Raw genomic sequence first — 23,063 nt, forward strand, 5'->3', positions numbered from 1 at the left:
TCGCTACTTCGCTACTTTCGCAAAGCCTCGCGAATTTCGCGCTCCGAAATCACGCCTTCGCGCAAAATCACAATGCCGTCTTCGTCTTTTGAATCCGCACCAACTACTGTGCTTGCTACGTGCGAGCGAGTCGGACCTGCGTTCAAATACAGCGGAATTTCGTTACCGAAAGCCGCAAACGCTTCTTCCACGCTGTCTGCACTTTCGTTACCACTGCGATTCGCGCTAGAAGCGGCCAAAGGACCTGTAACTCGCAAAATTTGCATTAATTCCGGGCAATCCGGCACGCGCACGCCTTGAGTTGCTTGAGTTGCTTGAGTTGCTTGAGTTGCTTGAGTTTGCGCATCATTTTGCGCATCGTTTTGTGCATTGTTTTGCGCATCAGTTTCATTAGTTTTGCACAGCGTTGCAAGATTTGAAGCAACCGAGCCTTTCTTTGCGCGCGCAATCGGAGAATATCCGCCTGGAAGGAACTTTTTACCTAAAATATCCAGCGGTGACGGCAAATAAAGCCCAAGTTTTTCTAAATCTTCCACTCCGCTCATTAAAATTTGCAGTGCCTTCGTGCGCGGCCTGCGCTTAAGCTCATAAATTTTTGCAACCGCGGCTTCATTGAACGGATCGCAAGCAACTCCATACACGGTATCCGTTGGCACTACGATTACGCCGCCTTCGTTAATGATTTGCGCTGCCATTTGCAGTGATTCTTCGCTTATATTGCAAATTTTACTCATTTTTAGCCTCTTTTTTGCATACAACAAATCTTGCTCTGTTCGTTAAATCGTTTTTGACTTCTGTGCTGCCAAATCCTATGTTTTTTGCATAATCTGCAAGCGCCTCACCTTGCGAAATATCGTGCTCCATCACCATCACTCCCCCGAAGCGAAGTAGCTCAAAAGCCGCGCGCATAATCTGTTCCGGAATAGCTAAGCCGTCTGCAGAACCGCCATATAGCGCAAGCGGCGGATCATACTCGCGCACTTCAACCTGCTTCGGCACTTGATTTTCCGGCACATAGGGCGGATTTGTGATTACTAAATCTACTTTGCCGCAAATTTGTGCAAGTTCCGGCGTTAAATTCGAAATATGCGCTTTGGTTGCGTCTGCAAGAACAGCATGATAGCGACTGGAAATCTGCAGATTTTCATAAATTTTTGCAGTTTCTTCAAAATTTTTTCGCAAATATTGGAAAGCTTCAGGAGATTTTTCTACAGCCCATACTTGCGCGTCTGCAACTTCCGTCACAGCAGACAATCCGATTGCTCCCGAACCTGCACACAAGTCTAAAACAATAGGATTTTTTAGATTATTTGCGCGAATCCAATCTATTCCTTCTTGAACCACAACTTCTGTTTCGGGCCGCGGCACAAAAACGCCTTTGCCAACTTGCAAATCCAAGTAGCGGAAAGGCGCGCGGCCAACAATATGCTGCAACGGCTCGTGAGAGGCACGCCTAGATATAAAACCGCTATATTTACTAGCATAATCTGGCGAAAAATCGGTTAAATCGCCGAGTATTAGAGCCTTGTTTAGCTCAGCTAAGCTTACGCCGCAAGCTTTAGACAGCAGCAAACGCGCGTCGTATTCAGCAGACTCCACGCCTGCTTTGTGAAGACGCGCAATAGCATTTTGCAAAAGTTCGCGCATTTTAAGAACCGTTTGGAAATTTTACTTAACTTAGTTATTTACTTAACTTACTTAGCTTACTTAAGTTACTCAGCTTACTTACTTAGCTTGCGCTAAACGGTCAGCTTCATCCGCCTGAATATCACTGTCAATAACAGGCTGCAAGTCGCCGTCAAGAACCTGGTCAAGATTGTACGCCTTGTAGTTTGTGCGATGATCCACAATACGATTTTCTGGGAAATTGTACGTGCGAATTCGCTCAGAGCGGTCCAACGAACGCACCTGCGAATGACGCATATCTGCAGCCTCAGCCGCCTCCTGCTCGTGCTTCATAGCGAGCAAACGTGACTTTAACACGCGAAGTGCTGCCGCACGGTTTTGAATCTGCGACTTTTCATCCTGCATGCTCACCACAATGCCGGTTGGAATATGCGTCATACGAACAGCGGAATAAGTAGTGTTCACGGACTGTCCGCCAGGACCAGAGCTCATGAAAATGTCGATTTTAAGGTCTTTTGGATCGATTTCAATTTCGTCGTCATCTTCGTCTGCTTCTGGGAACACGATTACGCCGGCTGCAGAAGTTTGAATACGCCCCTGCGATTCTGTAACTGGGATTCGCTGCACGCGGTGCACGCCACCCTCATACTTCATGCTTGCCCACACGCCGTCTTCTGGAGCAGGCGTACCTTTTGCGCGAATCGCAAGCTGAACGTCTTTTACGCCGCCAAGTTCCGTTGAATTTTCGCTTTGGATTACGGTAGTCCAGCCGCGCTTTTCTGCGTAACGCATGTACATGCGCAATAAATCGCCAGCAAATAGTGCAGCTTCTTCGCCGCCAGTGCCAGCTTTAATTTCCATAATCATATCGCGCGCATCATCCGGATCCCTAGGAATTAGCGCTGTGCGAAGCTTTTCTTTTGCTGCTGGAAGTTGCGCCTCTAAACGCTTAGCTTCTTCTGCAAAATCTGGATCGTCGCTTGCCATTTCGTTTGCGGCTTCAAAGTCATCGCAAAGCTGCTTGTAATTTAGGTAAGCGTTTACGATTGAGCCGAGTTCTGCGTGCCTGCGGCCGAGTTTTCGAATAGCGTCCGGATTTGACGCAACTTCCGGACTACCCATACGACTTTCAATATCGCGATACTCTTCTAACGCGGTAACTGCTGCCGGAAATTGTTCCTCTACTGACTCAGCCATCATATTCCTTAAGTTAAAAATATTTAATTTAGCACATAAAACGCCAGCCCCGATTTCGCTGATTACACGAAAGCAGGGCTGGCGTCACAAAAGCTACTTAGTCTTCTTACCGTAGCGCTTCTCGAAGCGAGCCACGCGGCCGCCGGTGTCAAGAATCTTCTGCTTGCCGGTATAGAACGGGTGGCACTTTGAGCACACGTCAACCGTCATGTGATCGCCATCAGCGGTGGAACGAGTTACGAAAGTGCTGCCGCAAGAGCAGGTAACCTGCACTGCGTGATAATCGGGATGAATACCCTGCTTCATAATGTCTCCTATAGAATTCGGGCGACCCGGGTCGCAAAGCCCCAATAGCTAAGCGTGAACCGGAACCTTCGTAATTCTAGTCACCACCCTCGACGCGCTCAGTTATTCTTACCATCTTCGCGCTTACGACGATGCTTAGCAGCTACCCCAGCAAAACCAACAGACGCTAACAAGCTGGCTAGCATTGCAGATTGCGCAACACTACTACCAGTTTTAGCCAATTCCAGCTTTGCTTCTGGAGCCTCTGACTGCGGAGGGCACTCAACCTCAGGCTCTATAACTTGAGCTTCAGGAATCACAGAAGGCGCAGTATCTGGCACAAATGGTGTCTCAGGTGCTTGTGGCACAGGCTTAGGCTGCGGCACAGGCGACGGAGTTGGCTTTGGCGAATCCACCACGTCAATATACACAGTAACATTAACTTTTTGACCGTATTGATCAATAGTAGTAAACCTTACTTCTACTTTCGGCTTTCCATCAACAATCTTAGGCGTGCCGGAAATAGTACAAGTATTTCCATTGCAAGAAGGAATAAGGCCGTTAGAACCGCCTGTAACATGATTAAGTTTGTTAATAACAAAATCAGTGCCATCTACCTTAACATTCGTCTTGCCACTCGAATTCTCAGTTAAATTCAGCAAAGTAAATGTTGCAGGAACACCCGAAGCCGCAGAACTTGTAAATGTCAAATTCACAGGCTTCATCTTCTCGAAGTTTGCAGTAATCGTAGTTTCATACGTTGGCTGCGGCTTCGGCATTGAAATCTCTGGATTTACGCCAGCATCGCGCAAAAGCTTCTTCAAATCTTCCAAACTAGACTTCTTGTCGCTGCGAATTTTGTTCGCAACAAATGGTTTACCTGCTTCATCAGCAAGTTCAGCTAGCAATTCTCGCTGTTCGTCAAGAACATCACTACCAATTGCGTTCTCAAGATTAGCGAATGTCAAGTCTATTCCAGCTTTTCGCATCAAATCCTTCAGCGCTTCTATTGAATAACTCTTAGACTTTAAAATTTGATCAGCAATCCATAGTTTTCCAGCTTTTTTAGCAAGTTTTACAAGCAAAGCCTTTTCACGAGCTTGCTCAATCATTTTGTCAACGGCAATACCATTTTTGGCAAGCTTATCCTTAATACTTTGTAATGAATCATTAGACTTGCGGATTTCTTCAGCTAGAACAGTCTTACCTTTACTTTCTGCAATCTTAGCTAATTCTTCACGCTTAGCATTGTAGACATTCACAGCGCGTTGATTTTGCACTTCGTTCAACAGATGTTGCAATGAAGCAAGCGTAGAGTTATGCGAGTTACGCGAGTTACGAATCAGATTTGCTATATATGGCATACCATTCATAATCGCCATTCGCGCCAAAGCTTCACGTTCTTCTTCTGTAGCTTTACGCTGATTCTCTGGAGCTGCTGGAGCTTCCAGAGTTTCAGTTGTATTAGAAGTCCAATCTTTAAACACGTAACCCTTATCTGCAAGCACGTCTGGAACTGGCATTTGCACGTTTTTAGCGCTCTTACGAACCCAGTATGTGAACACAGGAGACTTCATTTCTCCGCCACTACCAGCTACATACGTTACCTTCGTGTAGTTCTTTTCTACAAACTTAGCCGCAGCAGTGCCTTTAGCAGGCAAATCGTTATCTGCAATCACGCTAGGCAAAACGTAGACGCGCACAGGCAACTTAGTTGTAACAGTTTTTTGCTTTCCTGTCTTCTCATCAGTTTCATCAGTAGGCTTAGTGACATTCACAACAATTGTTGAAATTCCAGGCTTTGAAACATCAACCTTAGTACTTTTATCTACAGATACACTCACGTTAGGGTCAGTGTTATGTACGAGCTTATTAACGTCTGGAATCGCATCTCCAACGCCAATAACTGTTTCCGGAATCTTCACATCGTCAACGCCATTTTGCTCAGCAACGAAGATGCGCGGTCTACTGATATCCCAATTATCGTGTAAGAGTACGCTCGACTTAACGCCTTTTGCGTCATACATTTGCCAAGTTGTAAAACCGGAAAGCGTTGCAGCAATGTCGTTTGCAACCTTCTTAGCAAACTTAATATTATCTTCTTTATCTTTTCCGTGACGAATATACAGGAGTTTTGGCTTATACGAACCGTCAGCCCACGTTCTACCAAATCCTGGAAGGAATATGGTTGCAACATAACCGTCTGGAATATCGTCTTGTTTAGAAGCGTCGATTACGTTCTGTATTTGATCGTACTCTGCCTCATACGTTGTATCCGCATCATGTATTTTATTACGAATCTGCTCGTCCGTTAGAAGATCCTTCTTTGTATCTGGCACATCAACGCTAGTCACAGATTCTGGTCCATTTACCATCAAAGTAGTGACAGGAATTGCTGAATAATCATTCAAGCTACGCCTTGTACGCGTATGCCCAGTGCTATTCTCAGCAGGAGCAACAACTGTCTCAACCTTTCTCCAGCCTTTGAACACGTAATGGTATCCATCAGCGTCATAATCCCTGCCAATAACCTGCGGAGCTTTTACGCCAGAAGCCTTATTCGTATGCACATAGAACAAAGTGCGAGAACCGCTAGCCATACTTCCATAACGTTCATCCGTAATGAAGTTAACCTTCTTATAATTTCTAACTATTTCATTATGTTCATCTATCTCATCTTGAGATGGATTAGTGCCAAGAGCTTTTACATTTTCACCGTAAATCAAGTCATACATTACTTTAAGCTTGCCAACAGTCTTATAGGAAACAGACTTTTCCACGTCTTTGTACTTCACAGTAACTGTTAACGGAACAGTGTAAACGCCAGCTTTATCAACAGTTGGCTTAGTAGATGCATACTCAACTGCTACACTCTCTACATTTGGATTCTTAGTTTTATCAATCAAATCAGCATAATTAGCAATGTAATCTTCTGGCTTTGGAAGAGTACCTTCATCTTTACAAATTGCACGCAAAGTATTAGGTGTAACTTCTGGAGTAGCTAAAGGATCTTGCTCTGCCACGAACTCTTGGAATGGTTCGTTGACTTTCCAATCCGAAACATTCTCTATATGCGTTACTTCTTCTTTGCCATTAATCATGCTGCTTCGAGACCAGCTGCCGGTAGCGTTAGTTAGGTTTTCCTTAAGTCTATTCAACGCACTAGTCTGGTCATCAGCACTGTAAGGAATTTGCGAAAGATCAGTACCCTTCTTTACGTAGAACACCTTAGGGCCGTCTGTGCCGTCCTTCCACTTTCGTCCTGGAGCAGGCTTGAATATTGCAACTACAGCATCCTTAGGAACTTCACCACTGTCGGAAGAGCTGGAGAAGTAGTCGATTCGCTTGTAAATAGCATTATAAGTTGCGCCGTCTTTGCCAACTTCCACCGTAATATCTTTATAACGGCTTTCGGAATCGATATCAAACTTTTGCTCTGGATTTGGATTCTCATGAGTTGGCTTTACAACCTCAGTTGCCCAACCCTTAAACACGTAGTGATAATGCTGGTCGCTATGATCCTGGCCGAATGCTTGCGGCACGCGGATTCTAACTTTCTTACCCTTATAAACGTAAGCAGTAAGAGTAGTTGTTCCGCCAGCAGCAGGAGTATTGCCAGTCGTATCGTGACCAACAATAGTGCCTTCATCATTCTTGCCGGTAAAGGTAATCGGAGCGTACTCTTTTTCATGCGCTGTGCCGTAGTCAGTAGCCTTAAACTTCTCCCAATCGCTTGCGTACACCAAATCCGGCAGCACACGGTACAACACTTCAGTTTGAGCAGTGTGCCCATCAAGCTTCACTTGCACTTTAATCTTGTGCAAGCCTGGAGTGTTGTCGAATGTTTCGTCACCAACAAAGCTGAACGTGGCACCAGTTGGATAATCACCAGCATTCGTTATAAGCTTCTTAGCGTCATCACTACTTGTAGTACTAATCTTCTCAGTTGGCTTAAGCACTTGCGGAGCTGCAGCAACAGGAGCCTTAAGCTTGAATTTAGCAATGTAAACAACCTTTGGATTAGATTGAGATTCAGAAAGAATTGGCAGACGGTCAAAGCCATCGCTTTCCGTTTGCGAACCACTTCCATTATCTATATAAATCTTAGAAGTCCAGCCAGCAAACTCGTAGCCCTTCTTAGCTATTGGGTCTTGAGGCAGCGGCATTTGGTAAGCCTTCGTGCCTCCAATAACGTCGTAGACTAAACCGCCTTTTCCAGCAGTAATACCATCATATCCAACAATGCTACCCATATTCTGTTCGCCGTCGGCAACCTTGAACACGTAGCGCGTGTAGTTGGTTGGACGAACTTGAGTATCGTCCTTGCGCTTAAGCACACGAACGTCATCGTATTTGAAGATGATTTCAGGGATACCATAAGTCTGCTTGCCGTCGCTATCAGTAGTATAAGTAATATTCTGCTGCGTATTTTTTGGCATAAAGCCAGGAATTGGCGTGTAGAACGCCACGTCGTGCTTTTGGTTTACAGAACTTACTGTTTTATCTGGAAGTAACGTTTTGCCATTTTGATCTACATACTTAATTGTGTACTTGCGAGTATTGTACGTTTGATAAACAAACTCGCCAGTATTCTGGCTCTCGTTACTCGAGGCTTCAAAGCTTGTGAAATGCTTATCTGGGAAGTGCGTTTCGTCACTGTAGACTGCTTCCGCATTGTAGCGCAAATGATCGCGCAAGCCGGAAACCGTTTGAGTAGAAACGTGGTCCACCATCGCGGCTTTGGCTGATTCATCAGCATTCTTATAGTCAGCAAACGTGTACCCCGGCTTTAAGAATATGTGCTTAAAAGTGCCGTTGTAGCGAGTATCCTTAACCCACACTGCATCAAGCGTTATATCTTCTACTACTTTGTTGCCGAAAGCGTACGGCAAAGTCGTGCCGTTCTTAGTAATTTCCCAGCCGTAGAAGTCGTAGCCTTTGCGAGTTGGAACCTTTATATCTTTATTTTCCTTAATAACATAGTAGTGATCGAACTGCTTTTTCGTAACTACGTTTGTTCCAGATTTCTCTTTGCCGTTTTCGTCGGTTTCAGGCATATTGTAGTTAAGCGTTACAGTGTGCTTAATACCTTCTGGCTTACCCCACGCAGCGTAAAGCTTAATGCCGTTGACTGGCATTGTAATATCTTTGTCTTCGCCATTTATAAACCGAGTGCCAGCCTGATCAACAGCCCAGCCTTTAAACACGTAGTCTTTTGGCAAATTATCAGGGCGAACGATGGAGTAAGTTTTGCCGTTAAGCTTGAATGTGTACTTGCCGTCGAATTGCTTAGACTTGTTATCGGCATCGTCTTTAGTTACAGAAGCATCGTAAGACTTAACGGCGCCATCGTTGTAGTACAAGGCTGCGTCGTCGCCGGTCAATTTAGCGTTGCCGCGCTTGGTCAAACTATACTCAAACGGCAGTTTTTCTGTAGCAGCGCCACTGTCGTCCTTTATAGCATTGCCGTCCGCATTATAAAACTGCACGGCGTACGACTGGCGCTTGTACTCGAGAGTTGCTATTTTATCAGAACCAAATTCTCTATAACCACTCTCATTACCAAAATTAAGCTTTTTTTCAAAGCCAGCAACGTATTTACGGAACTCAAGATGATACTTCTTTTTAAACTCGTAATATTTCTTATATGCTGGATCAGTTTTAAGTTTTTCAGCAATCTTCGCATTTAACTTTTTAAGAGCAACTCCTCCATCTTCGTCATCTTCGCCTTCATGATAATCAGGAAGTTTGCAATCATCATCATTTCCTTCTTCTGGAGCATCGTATGGAGCGTCTTCACCTGTTACTTCTTCATAAAGCTCATGTACTTTGTCATAGAAGCCATCAAAATCGAGATCTTCATCAGCCTTAACACCATCTTTACGACTAATGTTTTTACTTGTAATATTAGTTATTTTTGACTCAAATCCTGCAATAGAAGGCGGAGTAAAGGTATAATCACTACTAAGCGTGTCATCCTTACTATAGGAGTCAGTAGAAAGCTCATACTTAATATTTTTGCCAGTATCGCCATTTTTTTTAGATGCAATACTCTGTTTTTTGACGATTACCTGTACAACACCAACATCACTTTTATCATAGGAATCAAGAATAAGTAGGCGCTGATTATCTTTTACAGTATACTTTTGCGCACTAGCATCTGAAGGTTTGTCACTAATCTGCGGAGCCTTGCCATCTTTATACATCCAATGGAATTTTGGATCAACAAATTCTTCTTTCGTTAAACGAAATGGAGGAGTATCACGATATGTACCATAAGTATCTCCATTAACATTTCCACCAATCAAAAAACCTAATGAAGAAGTGTTACCATTATCCATAAAGTCTACTTCATCTGAATTAGGCCAAACATCAGTAAGACTCTGCCCGTAACGAACCTTTACACGGTAACCATCATGATCAACTTTGCTAGTTACTTTATTAAAACTATTACCATACGTGTAAGTAGACTTATTGTCTAATTCATCTGAGCAATCACCGCCGCCAGCGTAGCAGTAGCTAATCGTCTCACCTTTGCTGTTCTTTTTATGTATAACAGCATTATTGCCGCGCATACCATTATTACTGTTCTTAGGAGCAGCAAAAATAAGCTCGTACTCTTTGCGGTCGTAAACTAAGTTAAGAGTGTTGTTTAAGTCGTCCGCGCAAAGCTTCGATTTAATACGTTTGCCTAAATCTGGGCGACCTGGCACAAAATCATGTTGCTCAGTGTTAAGCTTTTTAGTAAGCTCCTTATTCACATGGAAGTAGCGCGTGAATTTATCTTTATAAACTCTTTCGCCCTTAGCATTTACAGTATAATTGTTCGGATCATCAGGATTCTCAGTATTGTACCCGTCTAAGTTTGTTACATGCGTATCGTTCATCCAGTTGAACTTTGCAATTAAGCCAGTCTTATGTTCAGGATCTTTTCCCTGCAGCTCTTCTTCCGTTAAGCCAAGCTCTGGGTTCTTTACAAAATCTTCTCCGCTTGTGCCATTAAGCACATTAGCGTCAGTAACAACGCCGGCATCATTCATCTTATCAAGCGCAACGTCGCTATCAGTTTGCACATTCTTGCGCTCAACAAGACCAACAAAGTCGTAGTTTGCAAGCGAATCCGGATGCTCTTTATCAACTAAATCAGCTTTTTGCACCCACACGTTCACGCGGTAGCTGGTGGTTTTATTCTCATCCCAAACTGCGCGGAATTGCACATTGTGATCCGGCATCTTAAAATCTTTGTCAGATATAACAGTAGGATCACTATATAACCCAGAACTTGGATCATTTACTGTATTAGGATCTACTAAAGACCATCCTTTAAAAGTGTAACCTCGCCTAGTTGGCTCTGCGACACCTGGCACTTTCTGGTCATAATACACTTTCTGAGCAGTAACATCCGTGCCGCCAGCAGAATCGTAAGTAACTTCATACGCCTTACGGTAGTAGCGAAGGTTCAAAACTAGCTTGTCTTTTTCGTCTTCAGAATCCGAAAGCGGCGAGCTAATAAGATTATGCTCCGGTTCGTAGCCTGGAATGTACGTTGCTACAGCGCTCACATCTGAACCAACAGTACCAGTAACTTCAGTGACGTGAATACGTTCTTTTGTGCCATTTTTGTAAGTTACTTCAATAGTCTTGCCAACGCCAAGATTTGGAGCATCGCTAAACTTATCCTTGTCCTTGAGATCCTGCACCAAATGACGCACATAGTACTTAGCTGTTTTAGGAGCGTAGTTTATGTTCAGCTCGCCGTAGTACTGAATGCCGTCTTCTGGTTGTTGCGGCGTAGACGATGAAGATTGCGGATTTGTAGTTGTTTGAGATGATGAGGTTTGCGGAGCTTGAGCGCCGTTACCTCCTCCAACAACCTGCCTTTGCTTTACAGCGTAATCAGTAATAAGCTTCTTGCTTAAACGTAAGTAGCGAGTAGCATCCGCATCCGTACCATTGTCAATAACATACTTGCCGTCGCTGTTTTTAATGTAGTACTGGTAATCCCCGGAATGGTATACGGATGGACGGTATCCAGCGGACTTTGGAAGCTCAATGTACTCGTACTTGTCATCTTTGCCGAGCTTATCGAAGTCTTCTCTATCAATCGTAAGCTCGTAAGGCTGCACAAGCTGCTTATTTGCAGCGCCGCCAATCGTATAGCAAATTTGCAAATTATACGTAGCTTTTGGCTTTTTGTCGGTTTGTACCTGCTCGTTGGCAGTGTTTTGGTCAGCAGCCGTTGGATTATCCGTATTCGGCTTAATTACCTGGCTGTTTGAATCAGTTGCTGCAGTAGCTGAAGGCGTACCGCTTTTATCTTCGCCTGAGCCACTTGCATTTGTAGCTTGTGCAGCACCTTGTGTGCCCTGTGTAGTACCTTGTGCAGTGCCTTGCGAACTTTGTTTATTGCTTTGCGAACCTTGTGCAGAGCCTTCTGCACCCTGCCCTTGTGTATTGCCTTGCGTATTGCCCTGCGCAGTTGTATTTTCTGCACCTGCGTTCGCTGCAGTTCCAGCGTCAGCTTTAGATCCTGCATTTGCAGAAGTTACAGGAGTATCTGGTTTAGGCGAATTTGCAGGAGTTACAGGAGTAGCTGGCGCAGGCGTATTATTTGCAGGAGCTGCATTCGCAGCAGTTGGCTCTTCGCTTGAAGGCTGCTTATTTTCATCTGGCTTAACTTCACTAGCATTTGCTTCCGGTTGATTTGCTTCCGGTTGGTTTGTTTCTGCTGGTTTCGCAGACTGAGACGACTGCGACTGCTGAGATGGATGAGGATTTGCTGGCTCTGTTTTTGCCGCCGGCTCCGACTTCGCAGCCGGCTTTACCTCTGTCGGCTTTACGTCTGATGGCTTTGCAACTTCCGGCTTCGCAGCTGACCTTACGTCTGCAGGCTTTGCAACTTCTGTATTCGTAACAGTCGGCTTCGTATCAGCTGGCTTCGATTCTGACTTTACTGCTGGCTGCGCTTGATGCACTGGCACAGGCGCACTTGCTGTATTTCCTGAAGAAGCAACATTTGCCTTTGAGCCTGAAGTTGTATTTTTAATTTCAGAAGTCTTTGTAGGCGTGACAGACTTATCGCCATTAAAATCCTCAGAAGAAATTGCAGGCTGCACATTCTGAACGTTCTCAACATTTTCACGCTGCTTTTGAGCTTCAATCTCACGCCGCGCAATTTCCACAAAAGCTTTAGTCTGCCTGCTTTCTCTTCTAGATCCCACACCCCAACGAAGCATGTTAAGCTCTTGCGATCGCGAATTACCTTTGCCAGCTTTACTAACAACATTTGCATTATCAACAATATTTTGCTGGTTGATTTGCAATGCAGAAGCGGACGCGTACGGAAGCATCATGGCCAAAGTCGAAGCAACAGCAACTCCAGCAACGCCACGATTGAAACGAGCAGGCTTTACTGCCGTAGCCTTTAGCGACGCAGTCTTTTTGGAGTTCACAACTTTTTTAGCATTAGGATTTTTATTAGCCTTTTCAGCTTTGTGAAGCGCTCTTTTAACTGATCCACCACGCAAATCCTTGCTAACAGCCATTACTTCTCCTTAATCCAACAAATACAAATTTGTAAAATATTACGCACAAATCTCATATAAATTATAACTTATACACAATACACCTGTAGAGTATGCATTCACGAAATAAACAATTGTTTAGTATGCTTAAAAGTAATAAATAAGCAAATCTACCCAATTCCTTAAATCTTCCAAATGTCATATCATAACTACATGCCATAGCATTATACCCCCCCCCCATCAAACATTTTAATTATCCGTTTATGCAATTCGAATAATTTATATATAGCAACTTACACATGGCACGTACACATACAACCCGTAAATAGAAACTAACGCATAGCAACTCACGCATAGCAACTTGCACATGGCAACTTGCACATGGCAACCGCGCAGAATATGTTGTACTATAGTAAAGTCTGCTTTAACGCAGCGAATATTTGAAAATTCAAAAGGGGTCGATCGGTTTCGACGGCGATCTGTTCGCCGCGGGGAAGCGTGCCGAGAATGCGAAAGTCCACTCGTAAACGTCCTTTCGCAAAAGAATAAGTGCTAAATCTAATCGCACTGAGTTCGCTCTCGCTGCCTGAGCTTCGCGCCAGGATTAACCAGTGAGCAGCTGCTCCGTTCACCCACCCACGTCTTCGGAGTGGTGCTGAACGTCATTAGAAGACTTGCTTGAGTTGCCGAGCTGCAGGGTGATTCAGGGACTTTTACTGTAGATATGCTCGCCATGAATTGTCTGCGATAACATGGGGGCAGAAAAACTGCCGCACGGCCAGCAGACTACGCACGTAGAAGACCGAGGGTACGGTCACCGGACCGGGGTTCAATTCCCCGCGACTCCACAAACGCAAAAACGCCACTGCTCAAACAGTGGCGTTTTTTGTATTCGCAAGTACTAAAGCGACATAAACTATTCGCGGCTGGGTTGTTTTGGTTGAAATCACCTTGGCAGATCTTGCGCCCCGCAATTGTGCAATACAGCCAGCATGTTCTGCTTCTCGTCACGCGTTACAGTAAGCCCATACTTATATTTGACCGCAATTTGACGAGCCACATATTCGCATCTAAATGATTTGTTAGAAGGAAGCCAGTACGCTGCAGAAGCAGATCCTTTTTCTTGATTTGCCGCGCCTTGCACAGCAAGTAAATTAAGCATATCGTTGCCAAATTTCAACCTTTTTGAAGCATTCCAATTCCAAGCACCAGATTCCCAAGCGTTTTGCAAAGCAACAACGTGATCTATTTGCACCAAGGCGCTGGTTTTACGGCCACGTACGAAATTAATATCCAACCCAGTATACGGATCATGAAGAAGCCCCGAGCGCACTTTGCACGAGCCAACGTACTTGTATTTCACGTTTCGCAAATCGCGAGCTAAAACATCTTCTCTAACATCACAACCGTTGCCATCTTCATCCGTAGTGCGATACCCAAATACTTGACGCTCGTAGCCTTTGTGATACGGTTTCGCTACACGAAGCTTTTTAAGCGCTTTAGCTGCATCTCCACTCGCCTCATACTCACCAGTAATCTTGCCTACATTGTTACTAATCTTTGGCAAGAGCAAGCCAACAGCAACGCCAATTAGTACAGCAAGTATAATCATCCAAAAAATTGCAGCTAACTGTCTTTTTGAAAATTTACGCCGATTGTGCCTATACATACTATTTACCAGATGCTCCAGCTGCTGCAGCTGCCCCACCAGCCGCTTTACCAGCTTGACCAGCTTTACCACTCGTTCTTACCATCGAAGGTATACGCTGCAAAACAACGTCAATAACTTGCTGAATCATAATCACAAGCAACACCATTGCCATAACAGCATATACTGTGCTCCATGCTGGAAGATTCGTTGGAACAGGATGAATAGTATTTGCCACAACCAGCGCCGCAGCAGCAATACTTGCCAACGCCAAAGCTAGTATAAACGAGGAGATGCCGGCTATTTTACGTGCTAAACGCATGTCTTGTTGCGAAACTTTTTTCATTGAAGCAATCATTCTATTTACACAATGCTCACCTTGACGGAAAGCAAGAATCTCATCAATACCAAGCTCAATATCGTTCACTTCGCACTCAACATCATTCTTTTCATAACGAAGCTTATTTACAACATGTTTTGAGCGAATAAGCAAATATCGAGGCAGCACAAAAACAATAATCACGCATGCTGCAATCGCAATATAAGATAAGTTTTTGTTGAAATAGTAAAGCACAACAATTAGCGGAATAACAGCGCAAACCATTCCAACATTCATACTTATATGAGCCTTATGCCAACGCTCGTTATGCATGTCTAAACCTGCAAAAGAAACCACAAGAGTAAAAGCTCTAATAGCCATACATAAAACAGCAACCATAACGCATTGTTGCATTACAAAACCAAAGATTGGTCTACCAGCAACAGCAAACATTGCAGAAACAATAGTTACAGGAATACACACTGTTGCCGCAAAATTAAGTGCTGTAATAAACGTAGAAAGAATAGCAAAAATAGCGCGCTTAAACTTGGAAATGTTACGCTTGCTAGATTCGGAAATAACAGCAGAAATAGGGGCGATATTTTTTATTCGCACACTTGCTTGCGATTTTTGAATTTCGCCCGACTTACTATCCAAAATATGCCTATAAGATTCCACAGTAACTTTAGCATCCGCAGAAGTGCAACCAGCATCGTTAGGCATTAAAACTATTACAGTTGCAGAGCGCGCAACTCTACGCAAAATCTTAATAATCTTTTCGGCTTCTGATTCACTAATATCTTGCGCACAATAGTCGAAAATATAAACAGGAGTGTGACGAAGTAAAGCGCGAGCAAGAATAATTCGACGAATAATATCTTCCGGATTGTATGCTGAATCAGGATTATTTAGCAAACGATCAATAGGAATATCTAATCCGTCATAATCTGCATAAACAACGCCATCTACTCTAGCAGCTCGCAAAGCATCCCACATAGCAGTAGTTGTTGCATTTGGAGCAGCAAGAAGTAAGTTTTCGCGCAAAGTCATAGAAAACAGATGACTTTTTTCGCTAACAACAGTAACAATATCTGCAAGAGCGCCATAAGTAGCATCATTTAGAGAAAGATACGAAGAATTTCCACCTTCCCCAAAAGTATCAAGCGAAACAAATGGAGAATCATCATCTTCCTGAACTTCGTAACGATCGCTATAAGACAGCAATACGTCGGCATTTTTGTTAAACCCAGTTCCAGAAAGTATGTACGAGTGCATAGCAGACTGATATTTGCTTGGAACTACTTGAAGCTCACCAGAGCGCGCAACTATAGATATACGCTCAAATTCATTATTATTACTACCATTGCGTTTAATATCGCAGCGCATGCGCAAAGCAATATTCGCAGAACCATCTGGCAAAGATAATGTTGAACCGTCATCACTAAAAGATATTGGAGCGTTAGAATCTGTTACAGTACGCAATAAAGACTCAACGTGCTCCATTCCAAGCACAGCATCACGAATAACATGCATATACTTGCTAACAGCTCTAAACGGCTGGACACTAAGCATTAGCAAAGGCATTGTTAGCAACGCTGCAGCAAGACCAACGCCTTTTACGCTAGATAACCAAACTGTAGCAACAATCGCTATTGAAGCAATAACATAAGAGCACAACGCACTAACGCAACGCCAAAATGCATAACGCATAAGCAAAACTAGCACAAGAGACGCAATATTAAACATTGCAGATATAGCGCAAATGCCAGCAATAGCAGGATTTACCGTGCATAGCACAGCAGAAATAACTACTGGAATAGGAATAGCCGCAACGATTTGAGGCACAAGAACGGCAATAAAACGCTGGATTGCAGAAATATCGTCATTTACTGAAAAATTTACAAAATCTCCAGTTCCTTCAATATTGGCAGATCTTAAAGATAGCATTGCATGAAGCATTTTTGGACGCAAACGCATTGCAACACGCGACTCAATATCTGTTTGCATAGTAGAAGACCAGTGAAAAGCCGCGTATTTTATAAGAATAATAGCAACTAAAGCAATAATATACGAAGTCAATTCAACAGAACTCATTAAAGAAGTTCCAACTGAACGAACTGGGCGAAGAACTGGGGAGAGCATTCCAACACAAACATAAGCAAATGCAATATTCATAAGATAAGAAATCGCTAGGCACGCCGACCTTAAAGCAACTAAATGCTTAATTCCTGGAACGAACGCAAAACAGCGATTTATCATCTCCTGATCCTTTTCTTCATTACGAATACTCATTGCAAATTTTTCCAAAAATAAGTTCCCCCACCGCTTTTAAGATTACGCTTCACACACACCATCAACACGCCGGCTACCGCCAAATTATGCTGATTTTAAGCCGTTCTGAAGCTTTGAAACATCCGCCAAAAAGAAGGCAATTTAACATTTGCGCAGATTTGACAAGAACAATCTACACTTATTAAAACTTGTTTATAAATTCCAAGACAGTCTGTGCAAATCGCTAGGTCCTACTTCTTTAATTGCGTTTCGATGAGCTAACGAACCATAGCCTTTATTATGCGCCCAATCGTAGGATTCATATTGCGGTTTTTTAGATAACATCACCATAAGATTATCTCTTGTAACTTTTGCCAAAACTGCAGCAGCCGCAACACTTGCACATTGACGATCCGCCTTCACAAGAGTATGCACTTTTACAGGAATCGGCACAAATGGTGCGTCAAAAGTGTTGGCAACTTTATCAATGTAGTCGCATGGACCATCCAATATTGCTGCAATACGAGGGTTTTCTTTTTTACTCATTTGCATATCTTCCTCGACTGTTGCAATTGCTTTCAAAGCCGCAACTCCAAGCGCGTAACTAATACCCCACTCATCTATTTCTTTATTAGTACAAGATCCAACAGCCCAAGAAGTACACCATTTTTGAAGAGGATTAAATAAGTCTTCTCGACGACGCTCAGTAAGTAGTTTAGAATCAGCTAAACCTTCAGGAATTGTTTGCTCTTCGATTTGATTTTTACAAATAGCGGCAGCTCCAACCATTACCGGACCTGCAAGAGATCCGCGGCCAACTTCATCTAGTCCAATAATCCAATCATATCCTTCGCAAAGCAAGCTTTTTTCATTATCGAGAGATGGCGTAAGAGGTATTTTAGAAGATTCTTTCGGCATAATTAAGACTTTACTTGCATAAGTTTAATTTACAAGTTTAATTCGCGATTTAATTCAAACTTTAATTCAAACTTTAATTCGCGCTTTAATTTCAGTTTAATTGCAGTTTAATTCGCAGATTTGCTTGGAACATCGTCAAAAGCATCATGATGCTCGTCCAAAAAACCAATTCGATCCAAAGGCCACGTACGGAACACTGCAACGCCCTCGATTTTAGAAATCGGCACCAAACCATCGTCCCCATCGTTACGATGGTAGCGAGAATCTGCAGAATTAGCGCGATTATCTCCAAGAACAAAAACATGCCCAGCTTTAACCTTTACCTTAAAAGGAAAAGCACTTGGGTCAACACCAGGACGAATGTAAGCAGATTCGTGAACAGGAACACCGTTAACAGTAACAGGCTCCCCCGCTCCCTTACATTCCACAGTATCTCCAGGCAAACCAATAAGACGCTTAATTAAATCCTTGCCAACTAAACCGTTAGAAGACTCTCCACTTAACCAATGAGCAGGATCTTCAAAAACTACAATATCTCCGCGATGCAAAGGAAATACGCTAGGAGTTAGCTTTGACGTAACAACGTAATCACCAATGTGAATAGTGTCAAGCATAGAGCCGGAAGGAATAGTGTACGCGCCGAGCAAAAACAGGCGAATAATTAACACTACAAAAACTGGAATACCAAACCAAACTAAAGCGTCTTTAAGAGAAAAATGGTCGCCGTTTTTTTGATTGCGAGCATGAGCAAAACGCTTGATATTTCGGCTCTCTTTACTATTTTTTTTGTTTTTTCTATTTTTCCAAAAACCACCAAAACCGGAAGGCTCATAACCTTCCGGCTCAGGTGGAACCGGTGAAGGATCTACGCCATGACCCGCTACAGCAACGATATGAGTATCGCTAATTTGCGTGCCATCAGACATAATTTAATCCTTCACTTTAAGGTTGATTTACTTAGCAGCGCTGTTGTCACGACGCTCGGCAATACGAGCAGCCTTGCCACGCAAAGCGCGCAAGTAGTAAAGCTTAGCGCGACGAACGCGACCGCTACGAACCAGCTTAATCGAATCGATAGCTGGGGAATGAAGTGGGAAACGACGCTCAACACCAGTGCCGAAGCTCACCTTACGCACAACGAAAGTTTCACGCACGCCAGCACCCTTACGAGCAATCACCACGCCGGTGAAGGTCTGAATACGAGTGTTGTTACCTTCCTGAATCTTAACGTTAACGTCAACAGTGTCGCCAGGACGGAAAGCTGGGATTTCCTCAGCTGCCTTAAGATGCTTAGCATCAAATGCTTCTACAGCATTTACCATAATATTCCTCCATCGCCGCCGCATACCGACGCATAGTAAGCGTTAGCAGCAAATGCGCTACGCAATTTTCCCCAAAAAGTTCGCTTTTTAGGGGGCTTTCGATCCGCGCAATCTTAAATAAGAAGCGACTAGACCTAAAAATAAAAGAACTATGCGGCATCCTTTTATTGAAAGCATACAAGTATCAAATTTATGCACAATAATGGACATTATTAATGCGCAGTATTGCACACTATTTCAAGCTATTTCGAGCTATTTCAGCGTGCAACACCGTCCAAAGGAGCAGTTTCAACAGTACGAGTCAACTCGTCATCGTCAGCATCGTAATCAAACAACTCACCATAACGACCCCAGCTAATCGCAATATCAAACTGTTGACGAGCAAGAGCATCCGTATGCTTACTGCGCAACAAATCCAAAATCAACTCGCCGCGAAGCTTACCGTTGCGGTTACGACTCAAAGCCTGATCAATTGCGTGAACAAGAGGCGCATGCTCAATAGCCAGTCTTGCAAAAACTTGCTTACTGTGCAAAATGTCGGCGTTATGCCATTCTTCACCAGCAGAAGTAATAGTAATATGGCCATTTTCTGCGGTAAGAAGATTAAGCATTGTTCCAGCATCAACAAGCGGGAACAAATCGTCGATTTCAAACGACAAGTCTGCTGCCAAATCAGCCAAATCAATTCCGTCTGGATTTTCTGAAATAACGTCAAGCAAACCTGCCATACCTCCTGGGGTTGCGTTTGGAAGCAAACGAACCGACACAGGCTCTGCCTTCGCCTCTCCAGATTCAGCTTCATCTTCGTTTTGCTTATCTTCATCCTCATCGTCATGATGACGCTGAATAAGCATATCTGCAATTGCTGCAGCTTCGTTATCTTCAGCATCCTCAGTATCTGCAGCTTGAGCTTGATTCTGCAAATCATCGGACTGTGAACTCTCCTGCTCAGAAGCACTTTCCGGAGCAGAACCGGTCAAAATAGCGTATAGATTATCAACCATCGCCTCAAATTCAGCACTGTGCTTATCTCGAGGGCGAGGCAAATCAACCTGAACGTCTGCAATTAAATGACCTGGATGCGATCCTAAAACAACCACACGGTCAGCCATTTGAACAGCTTCTTCAATATTGTGCGTAACAATAAGCACAGACTTAATATCTCGTTCCTCACTAGACCAAAGCTTAAGCACTTCCTGACGCAAGTTTTCTGCAGTAAGAACATCGAGTGCGGAGAACGGCTCATCCATAAAAAGCGCATCCGGTCGTAATACCAACGCACGCGCAATACCTACGCGCTGACGCATACCGCCGGAAAGCTCCTTTGGGTAAGCTGTTTCAAAGCCATCCAAACCGATTGCGTCAATTGCAGCGAGCGCAAGTTCAGTGCGCTTTTCTTTGCTAACACCTCTAGCGCGCAAACCAAGCTCCACATTGTCTTGCACGGTAAGCCACGGCATAAGAGCAAAGGTTTGAAATACGATTGCAACCCCCGGGTTTGGGCCTGTAAGCTCGCGACCACGATACGTTACTGTACCTTCTGTTGGCTGCACAAGGCCTGCCATTGTGCGAAGGAAGGTTGATTTTCCAGCACCAGAACGTCCCAAAATTGCTACGATTTCACCTTCGCGAAGAGTGAAAGAAATATCGTGCAAAACATGCTGGGTTGTGCCGCTGTCGGAAGTGAAGCTTTGACTTATGTGCCTTGCGTCAATAATATCGCTTGTAATTGAGGATTGCGCTGCTTTTGCGTTGCTTTTCAAAGTATTCATAATTTTGCCAATCTGTTTTATAAAATTTGTTATTTTAGCTGATTTAATTAGATGATTTAATTAGTTGCTTTAATTCAGCTAGTTCAACACGTAGCGTTTTTCGGAAATACGTTGTAGAGGCGACCAGAATAGTCGATTACTTAAAACAACAATTAAGCTCATAACAGTTACGCCAACCAGAGTGCGAGCGGTATCTCCCATAGTAGTTGCGTTAGTAATATAAGCACCCAAACCTGCAGTAGACATGCGATGCTTACCATATTCAACGATTTCCGACACAATCGAAGCGTTCCAAGCGCCGCCTGCAGCTGTAATACCGCCAGTGCACCAAGAACCGAAAATAGACGGCAAAATAAGCGTCTTCCAACGTAAAACTCGAGCCAGCCTAAAGCTGCGTGTCATTTCACGCAAATCATCTGGAATAGCGCTAGCACCAGCAATAACATTGAAAAGAATGTACCATTGCGTGCCAAGAGCCATCAAAATAATACTTCCCCAACCCAAGTCAATGTTCCAAGCCATAAACAAGGCCATAGCAAATGGGAATATAAAGTTTGCTGGGAAGCTGGCAAGAATCTGCACAATAGGCTGCATAATTCTAGAAATCTTTGGATTCATGCCAATTAAAACACCAACTGGAACCCAAATAAGCGAGCTAACAAAAATCAAAACTGCAACTCGCACAAAAGTAATTCCACCAAGCATGCCTGCTGTAATAAACTCTTGCAACCCTGCAGTTGTATGCACAAAGTAAAGCATATGCGCCACACCTGCTGCAACAATAAAGAACATTAAAACGTTAAACGCCCAGTCGCCAAACTTGCGCTGCGAAGCTTTATGAGGCCACTTAGCTCCTGTGCAACCAAGCGGACGAGTAATCTTTTCTAACCACTCTCTAATTGGCAAGAAAAGTTTGCTAATAACCTCATCCGCATGAGAATGACGAATAAGCGTCAAAATAGCGCTGCGACGCTCATTGTCCGAAGCGCTCTGCGTAATACGGAAACGCTCAGCCCATGCAGTAAGTGGCTTCCACAAGAAGAAGTCAAGCGCCAAAACAACCACAACCATAGAAGCAATTGCCCACCAAATATTCCCGAGCTTATTATCTGCAGCAGATTGTGCAACAAAGCTACCGATGCCAGGAAGAGCATAAGTGTGATTATTTACGGAAATCATTTCCGAAGCGGTAAGGAAGAACCATCCGCCACCAACAGACATCATGCAGTTCCAAAGCAGTGGAATCATTGCGTTTGGCATATCTAAAACCCAGAAGCGCTGCCAATGCGTAAGTTTAAGGCTACGAACCGCCTCATCCAACTCCTTAGGCTCGCTAAGAAGCGAACGGTGGAAGGAAAAAGTCATATTCCACGCTTGGCTTGTAAAAATAGCGAAAATCGAAGCCGCCTCAACACCGAGCATCGATCCAGGGAAAATCACCAACCAAATTGTAACCGTCGCCGAAAGGAAGCCCAAAATTGGCACGGACTGCAAAATATCCAAAAGCGGAATAAGCACCTTGCCAAGCCTTCGACTTCGAGCTGCAAGAGAGCCATAAACAATAGTAAAAATAAGCGATGCCACTAGCGCAAGAAGCATACGAAATACTGAGCGCAAAGTGTAGTACGGAAGATTAATTAAGTCGGTAGACACTTTAGAAGGAATACCGCTTGGACCAATCGGCTGATTTATGCGCTGAATAAGGAAAGCGGTTACGCCAAAAACAGCAATAATACCTACGCACACAATAATATCGGACCAGAAGCGAGTGTTCTCGTCAACCTGTGCGCCTGCGCCTTCCTTGCGCGAAGTTGTGAATACGGTCATAACAAAGTCCTCTAATAGGAACTAAAGGTTTATTTGCCTTTACTTATATTTTATTGAATCTTTTTCAGATTTATTTTTAGATTGATTTATGTAGCCGTATCACCATTGATTGCTTTTTAGGCTCAAGAATTGCAGCTTACTTTTTATTTTCGCAAGTCTAAAGTTAAGTTTTGCAGATTTCGTAAGTTTTATTTTTGCAATCTTTGCAACCTAAATGCGGTGATTGCCGGCTTCATATATTCAGGAGGAACATCTGAACTACTACTGCCAATAGTGTCAGAACCCTCACTCGTAGTGCGAGTACTAGAATTATGACTGTTACTGTCATGTTTCACGGCAAATCACCTCCTTAAT

Annotated in this window: 12 protein-coding genes, 1 other RNA gene and 2 pseudogenes; 1 reads left to right on the forward strand and 14 read right to left on the reverse strand. The window is 43.7% G+C overall.

Translation table 11 applies throughout. The features are described 5' to 3' along the window. Positions 1 to 11 precede the first annotated feature (11 nt). From CGSMWGV1500E_RS04015 to CGSMWGV1500E_RS03995, 5 genes are all read right to left on the reverse strand, one after another. Positions 12 to 734, reverse strand: coding sequence for an L-threonylcarbamoyladenylate synthase (locus CGSMWGV1500E_RS04015; protein ID WP_004127449.1), 723 nt, complete (start codon positions 732 to 734; stop codon positions 12 to 14). Then, the gene (gene prmC / locus CGSMWGV1500E_RS04010; protein WP_004127452.1) at positions 727 to 1,647 is read right to left on the reverse strand and encodes a peptide chain release factor N(5)-glutamine methyltransferase; all 921 of its coding nucleotides are present in this window, start codon (positions 1,645 to 1,647) and stop codon (positions 727 to 729) included. Before prmC ends, CGSMWGV1500E_RS04015 begins: the two co-directional genes overlap by 8 nt. A 78-nt stretch (positions 1,648 to 1,725) precedes the next feature. Then, positions 1,726 to 2,823, reverse strand: a complete 1,098-nt coding sequence (gene prfA, locus CGSMWGV1500E_RS04005) for a peptide chain release factor 1 (protein ID WP_004127456.1) — start codon at positions 2,821 to 2,823, stop codon at positions 1,726 to 1,728. A gap of 93 nt (positions 2,824 to 2,916) precedes the next feature. After that, positions 2,917 to 3,129 (reverse strand): 50S ribosomal protein L31, encoded by a 213-nt coding sequence (gene rpmE / locus CGSMWGV1500E_RS04000; protein WP_004118797.1) that lies wholly within the window; start codon positions 3,127 to 3,129, stop codon positions 2,917 to 2,919. A 98-nt stretch (positions 3,130 to 3,227) separates the two neighbouring features. Further along, positions 3,228 to 12,653, reverse strand: a complete 9,426-nt coding sequence (locus tag CGSMWGV1500E_RS03995; RefSeq protein ID WP_004127459.1) for an InlB B-repeat-containing protein — start codon at positions 12,651 to 12,653, stop codon at positions 3,228 to 3,230. A gap of 433 nt (positions 12,654 to 13,086) precedes the next feature. Here CGSMWGV1500E_RS03995 and ssrA point away from each other — a divergent pair. Then, positions 13,087 to 13,483, forward strand: a transfer-messenger RNA (tmRNA) gene (ssrA, locus tag CGSMWGV1500E_RS06235). 95 nt (positions 13,484 to 13,578) lie between these two features. Here the strand turns inward: ssrA and CGSMWGV1500E_RS03990 are convergent. From CGSMWGV1500E_RS03990 to CGSMWGV1500E_RS06450, 9 genes and pseudogenes are all read right to left on the reverse strand, one after another. Next, complete coding sequence (locus CGSMWGV1500E_RS03990) at positions 13,579 to 14,301, reverse strand: HNH endonuclease family protein (protein ID WP_080572222.1); 723 nt, start codon at positions 14,299 to 14,301, stop codon at positions 13,579 to 13,581. A 1-nt stretch (position 14,302) separates the two neighbouring features. Continuing rightward, positions 14,303 to 16,858: an ABC transporter gene (locus CGSMWGV1500E_RS03985; RefSeq protein ID WP_196218461.1), complete on the reverse strand. Its 2,556-nt coding sequence runs from the start codon at positions 16,856 to 16,858 to the stop codon at positions 14,303 to 14,305. Positions 16,859 to 17,083: 225 nt separating this feature from the next. Continuing rightward, the gene (locus tag CGSMWGV1500E_RS03980; RefSeq protein ID WP_004127468.1) at positions 17,084 to 17,788 is read right to left on the reverse strand and encodes a ribonuclease HII; all 705 of its coding nucleotides are present in this window, start codon (positions 17,786 to 17,788) and stop codon (positions 17,084 to 17,086) included. Between the two features lie 107 nt (positions 17,789 to 17,895). Beyond that, positions 17,896 to 18,714: a signal peptidase I gene (gene lepB / locus CGSMWGV1500E_RS03975; RefSeq protein WP_004127470.1), complete on the reverse strand. Its 819-nt coding sequence runs from the start codon at positions 18,712 to 18,714 to the stop codon at positions 17,896 to 17,898. A gap of 27 nt (positions 18,715 to 18,741) precedes the next feature. Next, positions 18,742 to 19,110, reverse strand: coding sequence for a 50S ribosomal protein L19 (gene rplS / locus CGSMWGV1500E_RS03970; protein WP_004127473.1), 369 nt, complete (start codon positions 19,108 to 19,110; stop codon positions 18,742 to 18,744). A 257-nt stretch (positions 19,111 to 19,367) separates the two neighbouring features. Next, a pseudogene (locus CGSMWGV1500E_RS06530) lies at positions 19,368 to 19,994 on the reverse strand (AAA-associated domain-containing protein); the annotation flags it as partial. Between the two features lie 62 nt (positions 19,995 to 20,056). Further along, a pseudogene (locus CGSMWGV1500E_RS06535) lies at positions 20,057 to 20,882 on the reverse strand (ABC transporter ATP-binding protein); the annotation flags it as partial. 78 nt (positions 20,883 to 20,960) lie between these two features. Further along, positions 20,961 to 22,709, reverse strand: coding sequence for an ABC transporter permease (locus tag CGSMWGV1500E_RS03960; RefSeq protein ID WP_004127479.1), 1,749 nt, complete (start codon positions 22,707 to 22,709; stop codon positions 20,961 to 20,963). A gap of 188 nt (positions 22,710 to 22,897) precedes the next feature. Further along, a complete protein-coding gene (locus tag CGSMWGV1500E_RS06450; protein WP_176605909.1) occupies positions 22,898 to 23,044 on the reverse strand; it encodes a hypothetical protein in 147 nt (48 codons plus the stop codon). Positions 23,045 to 23,063: the final 19 nt, after the last annotated feature.

The sequence above is a fragment of the Gardnerella vaginalis 1500E genome (assembly GCF_000263595.1).
Classification (GTDB): Bacteria; Actinomycetota; Actinomycetes; order Actinomycetales; family Bifidobacteriaceae; genus Bifidobacterium; species Bifidobacterium vaginale_E.

Bases quoted from the DNA above. Each gene is read 5' to 3' on its own strand.
- CGSMWGV1500E_RS04015 (WP_004127449.1), bottom strand. From the start codon at position 734: ATGAGTAAAATTTGCAATATAAGCGAAGAATCACTGCAAATGGCAGCG.
- prmC (WP_004127452.1), bottom strand. From the start codon at position 1,647: ATGCGCGAACTTTTGCAAAATGCTATTGCGCGTCTTCACAAAGCAGGC.
- prfA (WP_004127456.1), bottom strand. From the start codon at position 2,823: ATGGCTGAGTCAGTAGAGGAACAATTTCCGGCAGCAGTTACCGCGTTA.
- rpmE (WP_004118797.1), bottom strand. From the start codon at position 3,129: ATGAAGCAGGGTATTCATCCCGATTATCACGCAGTGCAGGTTACCTGC.
- CGSMWGV1500E_RS03995 (WP_004127459.1), bottom strand. From the start codon at position 12,653: ATGGCTGTTAGCAAGGATTTGCGTGGTGGATCAGTTAAAAGAGCGCTT.
- CGSMWGV1500E_RS03990 (WP_080572222.1), bottom strand. From the start codon at position 14,301: ATGTATAGGCACAATCGGCGTAAATTTTCAAAAAGACAGTTAGCTGCA.
- CGSMWGV1500E_RS03985 (WP_196218461.1), bottom strand. From the start codon at position 16,858: ATGATAAATCGCTGTTTTGCGTTCGTTCCAGGAATTAAGCATTTAGTT.
- CGSMWGV1500E_RS03980 (WP_004127468.1), bottom strand. From the start codon at position 17,788: ATGCCGAAAGAATCTTCTAAAATACCTCTTACGCCATCTCTCGATAAT.
- lepB (WP_004127470.1), bottom strand. From the start codon at position 18,714: ATGTCTGATGGCACGCAAATTAGCGATACTCATATCGTTGCTGTAGCG.
- rplS (WP_004127473.1), bottom strand. From the start codon at position 19,110: ATGGTAAATGCTGTAGAAGCATTTGATGCTAAGCATCTTAAGGCAGCT.
- CGSMWGV1500E_RS03960 (WP_004127479.1), bottom strand. From the start codon at position 22,709: ATGACCGTATTCACAACTTCGCGCAAGGAAGGCGCAGGCGCACAGGTT.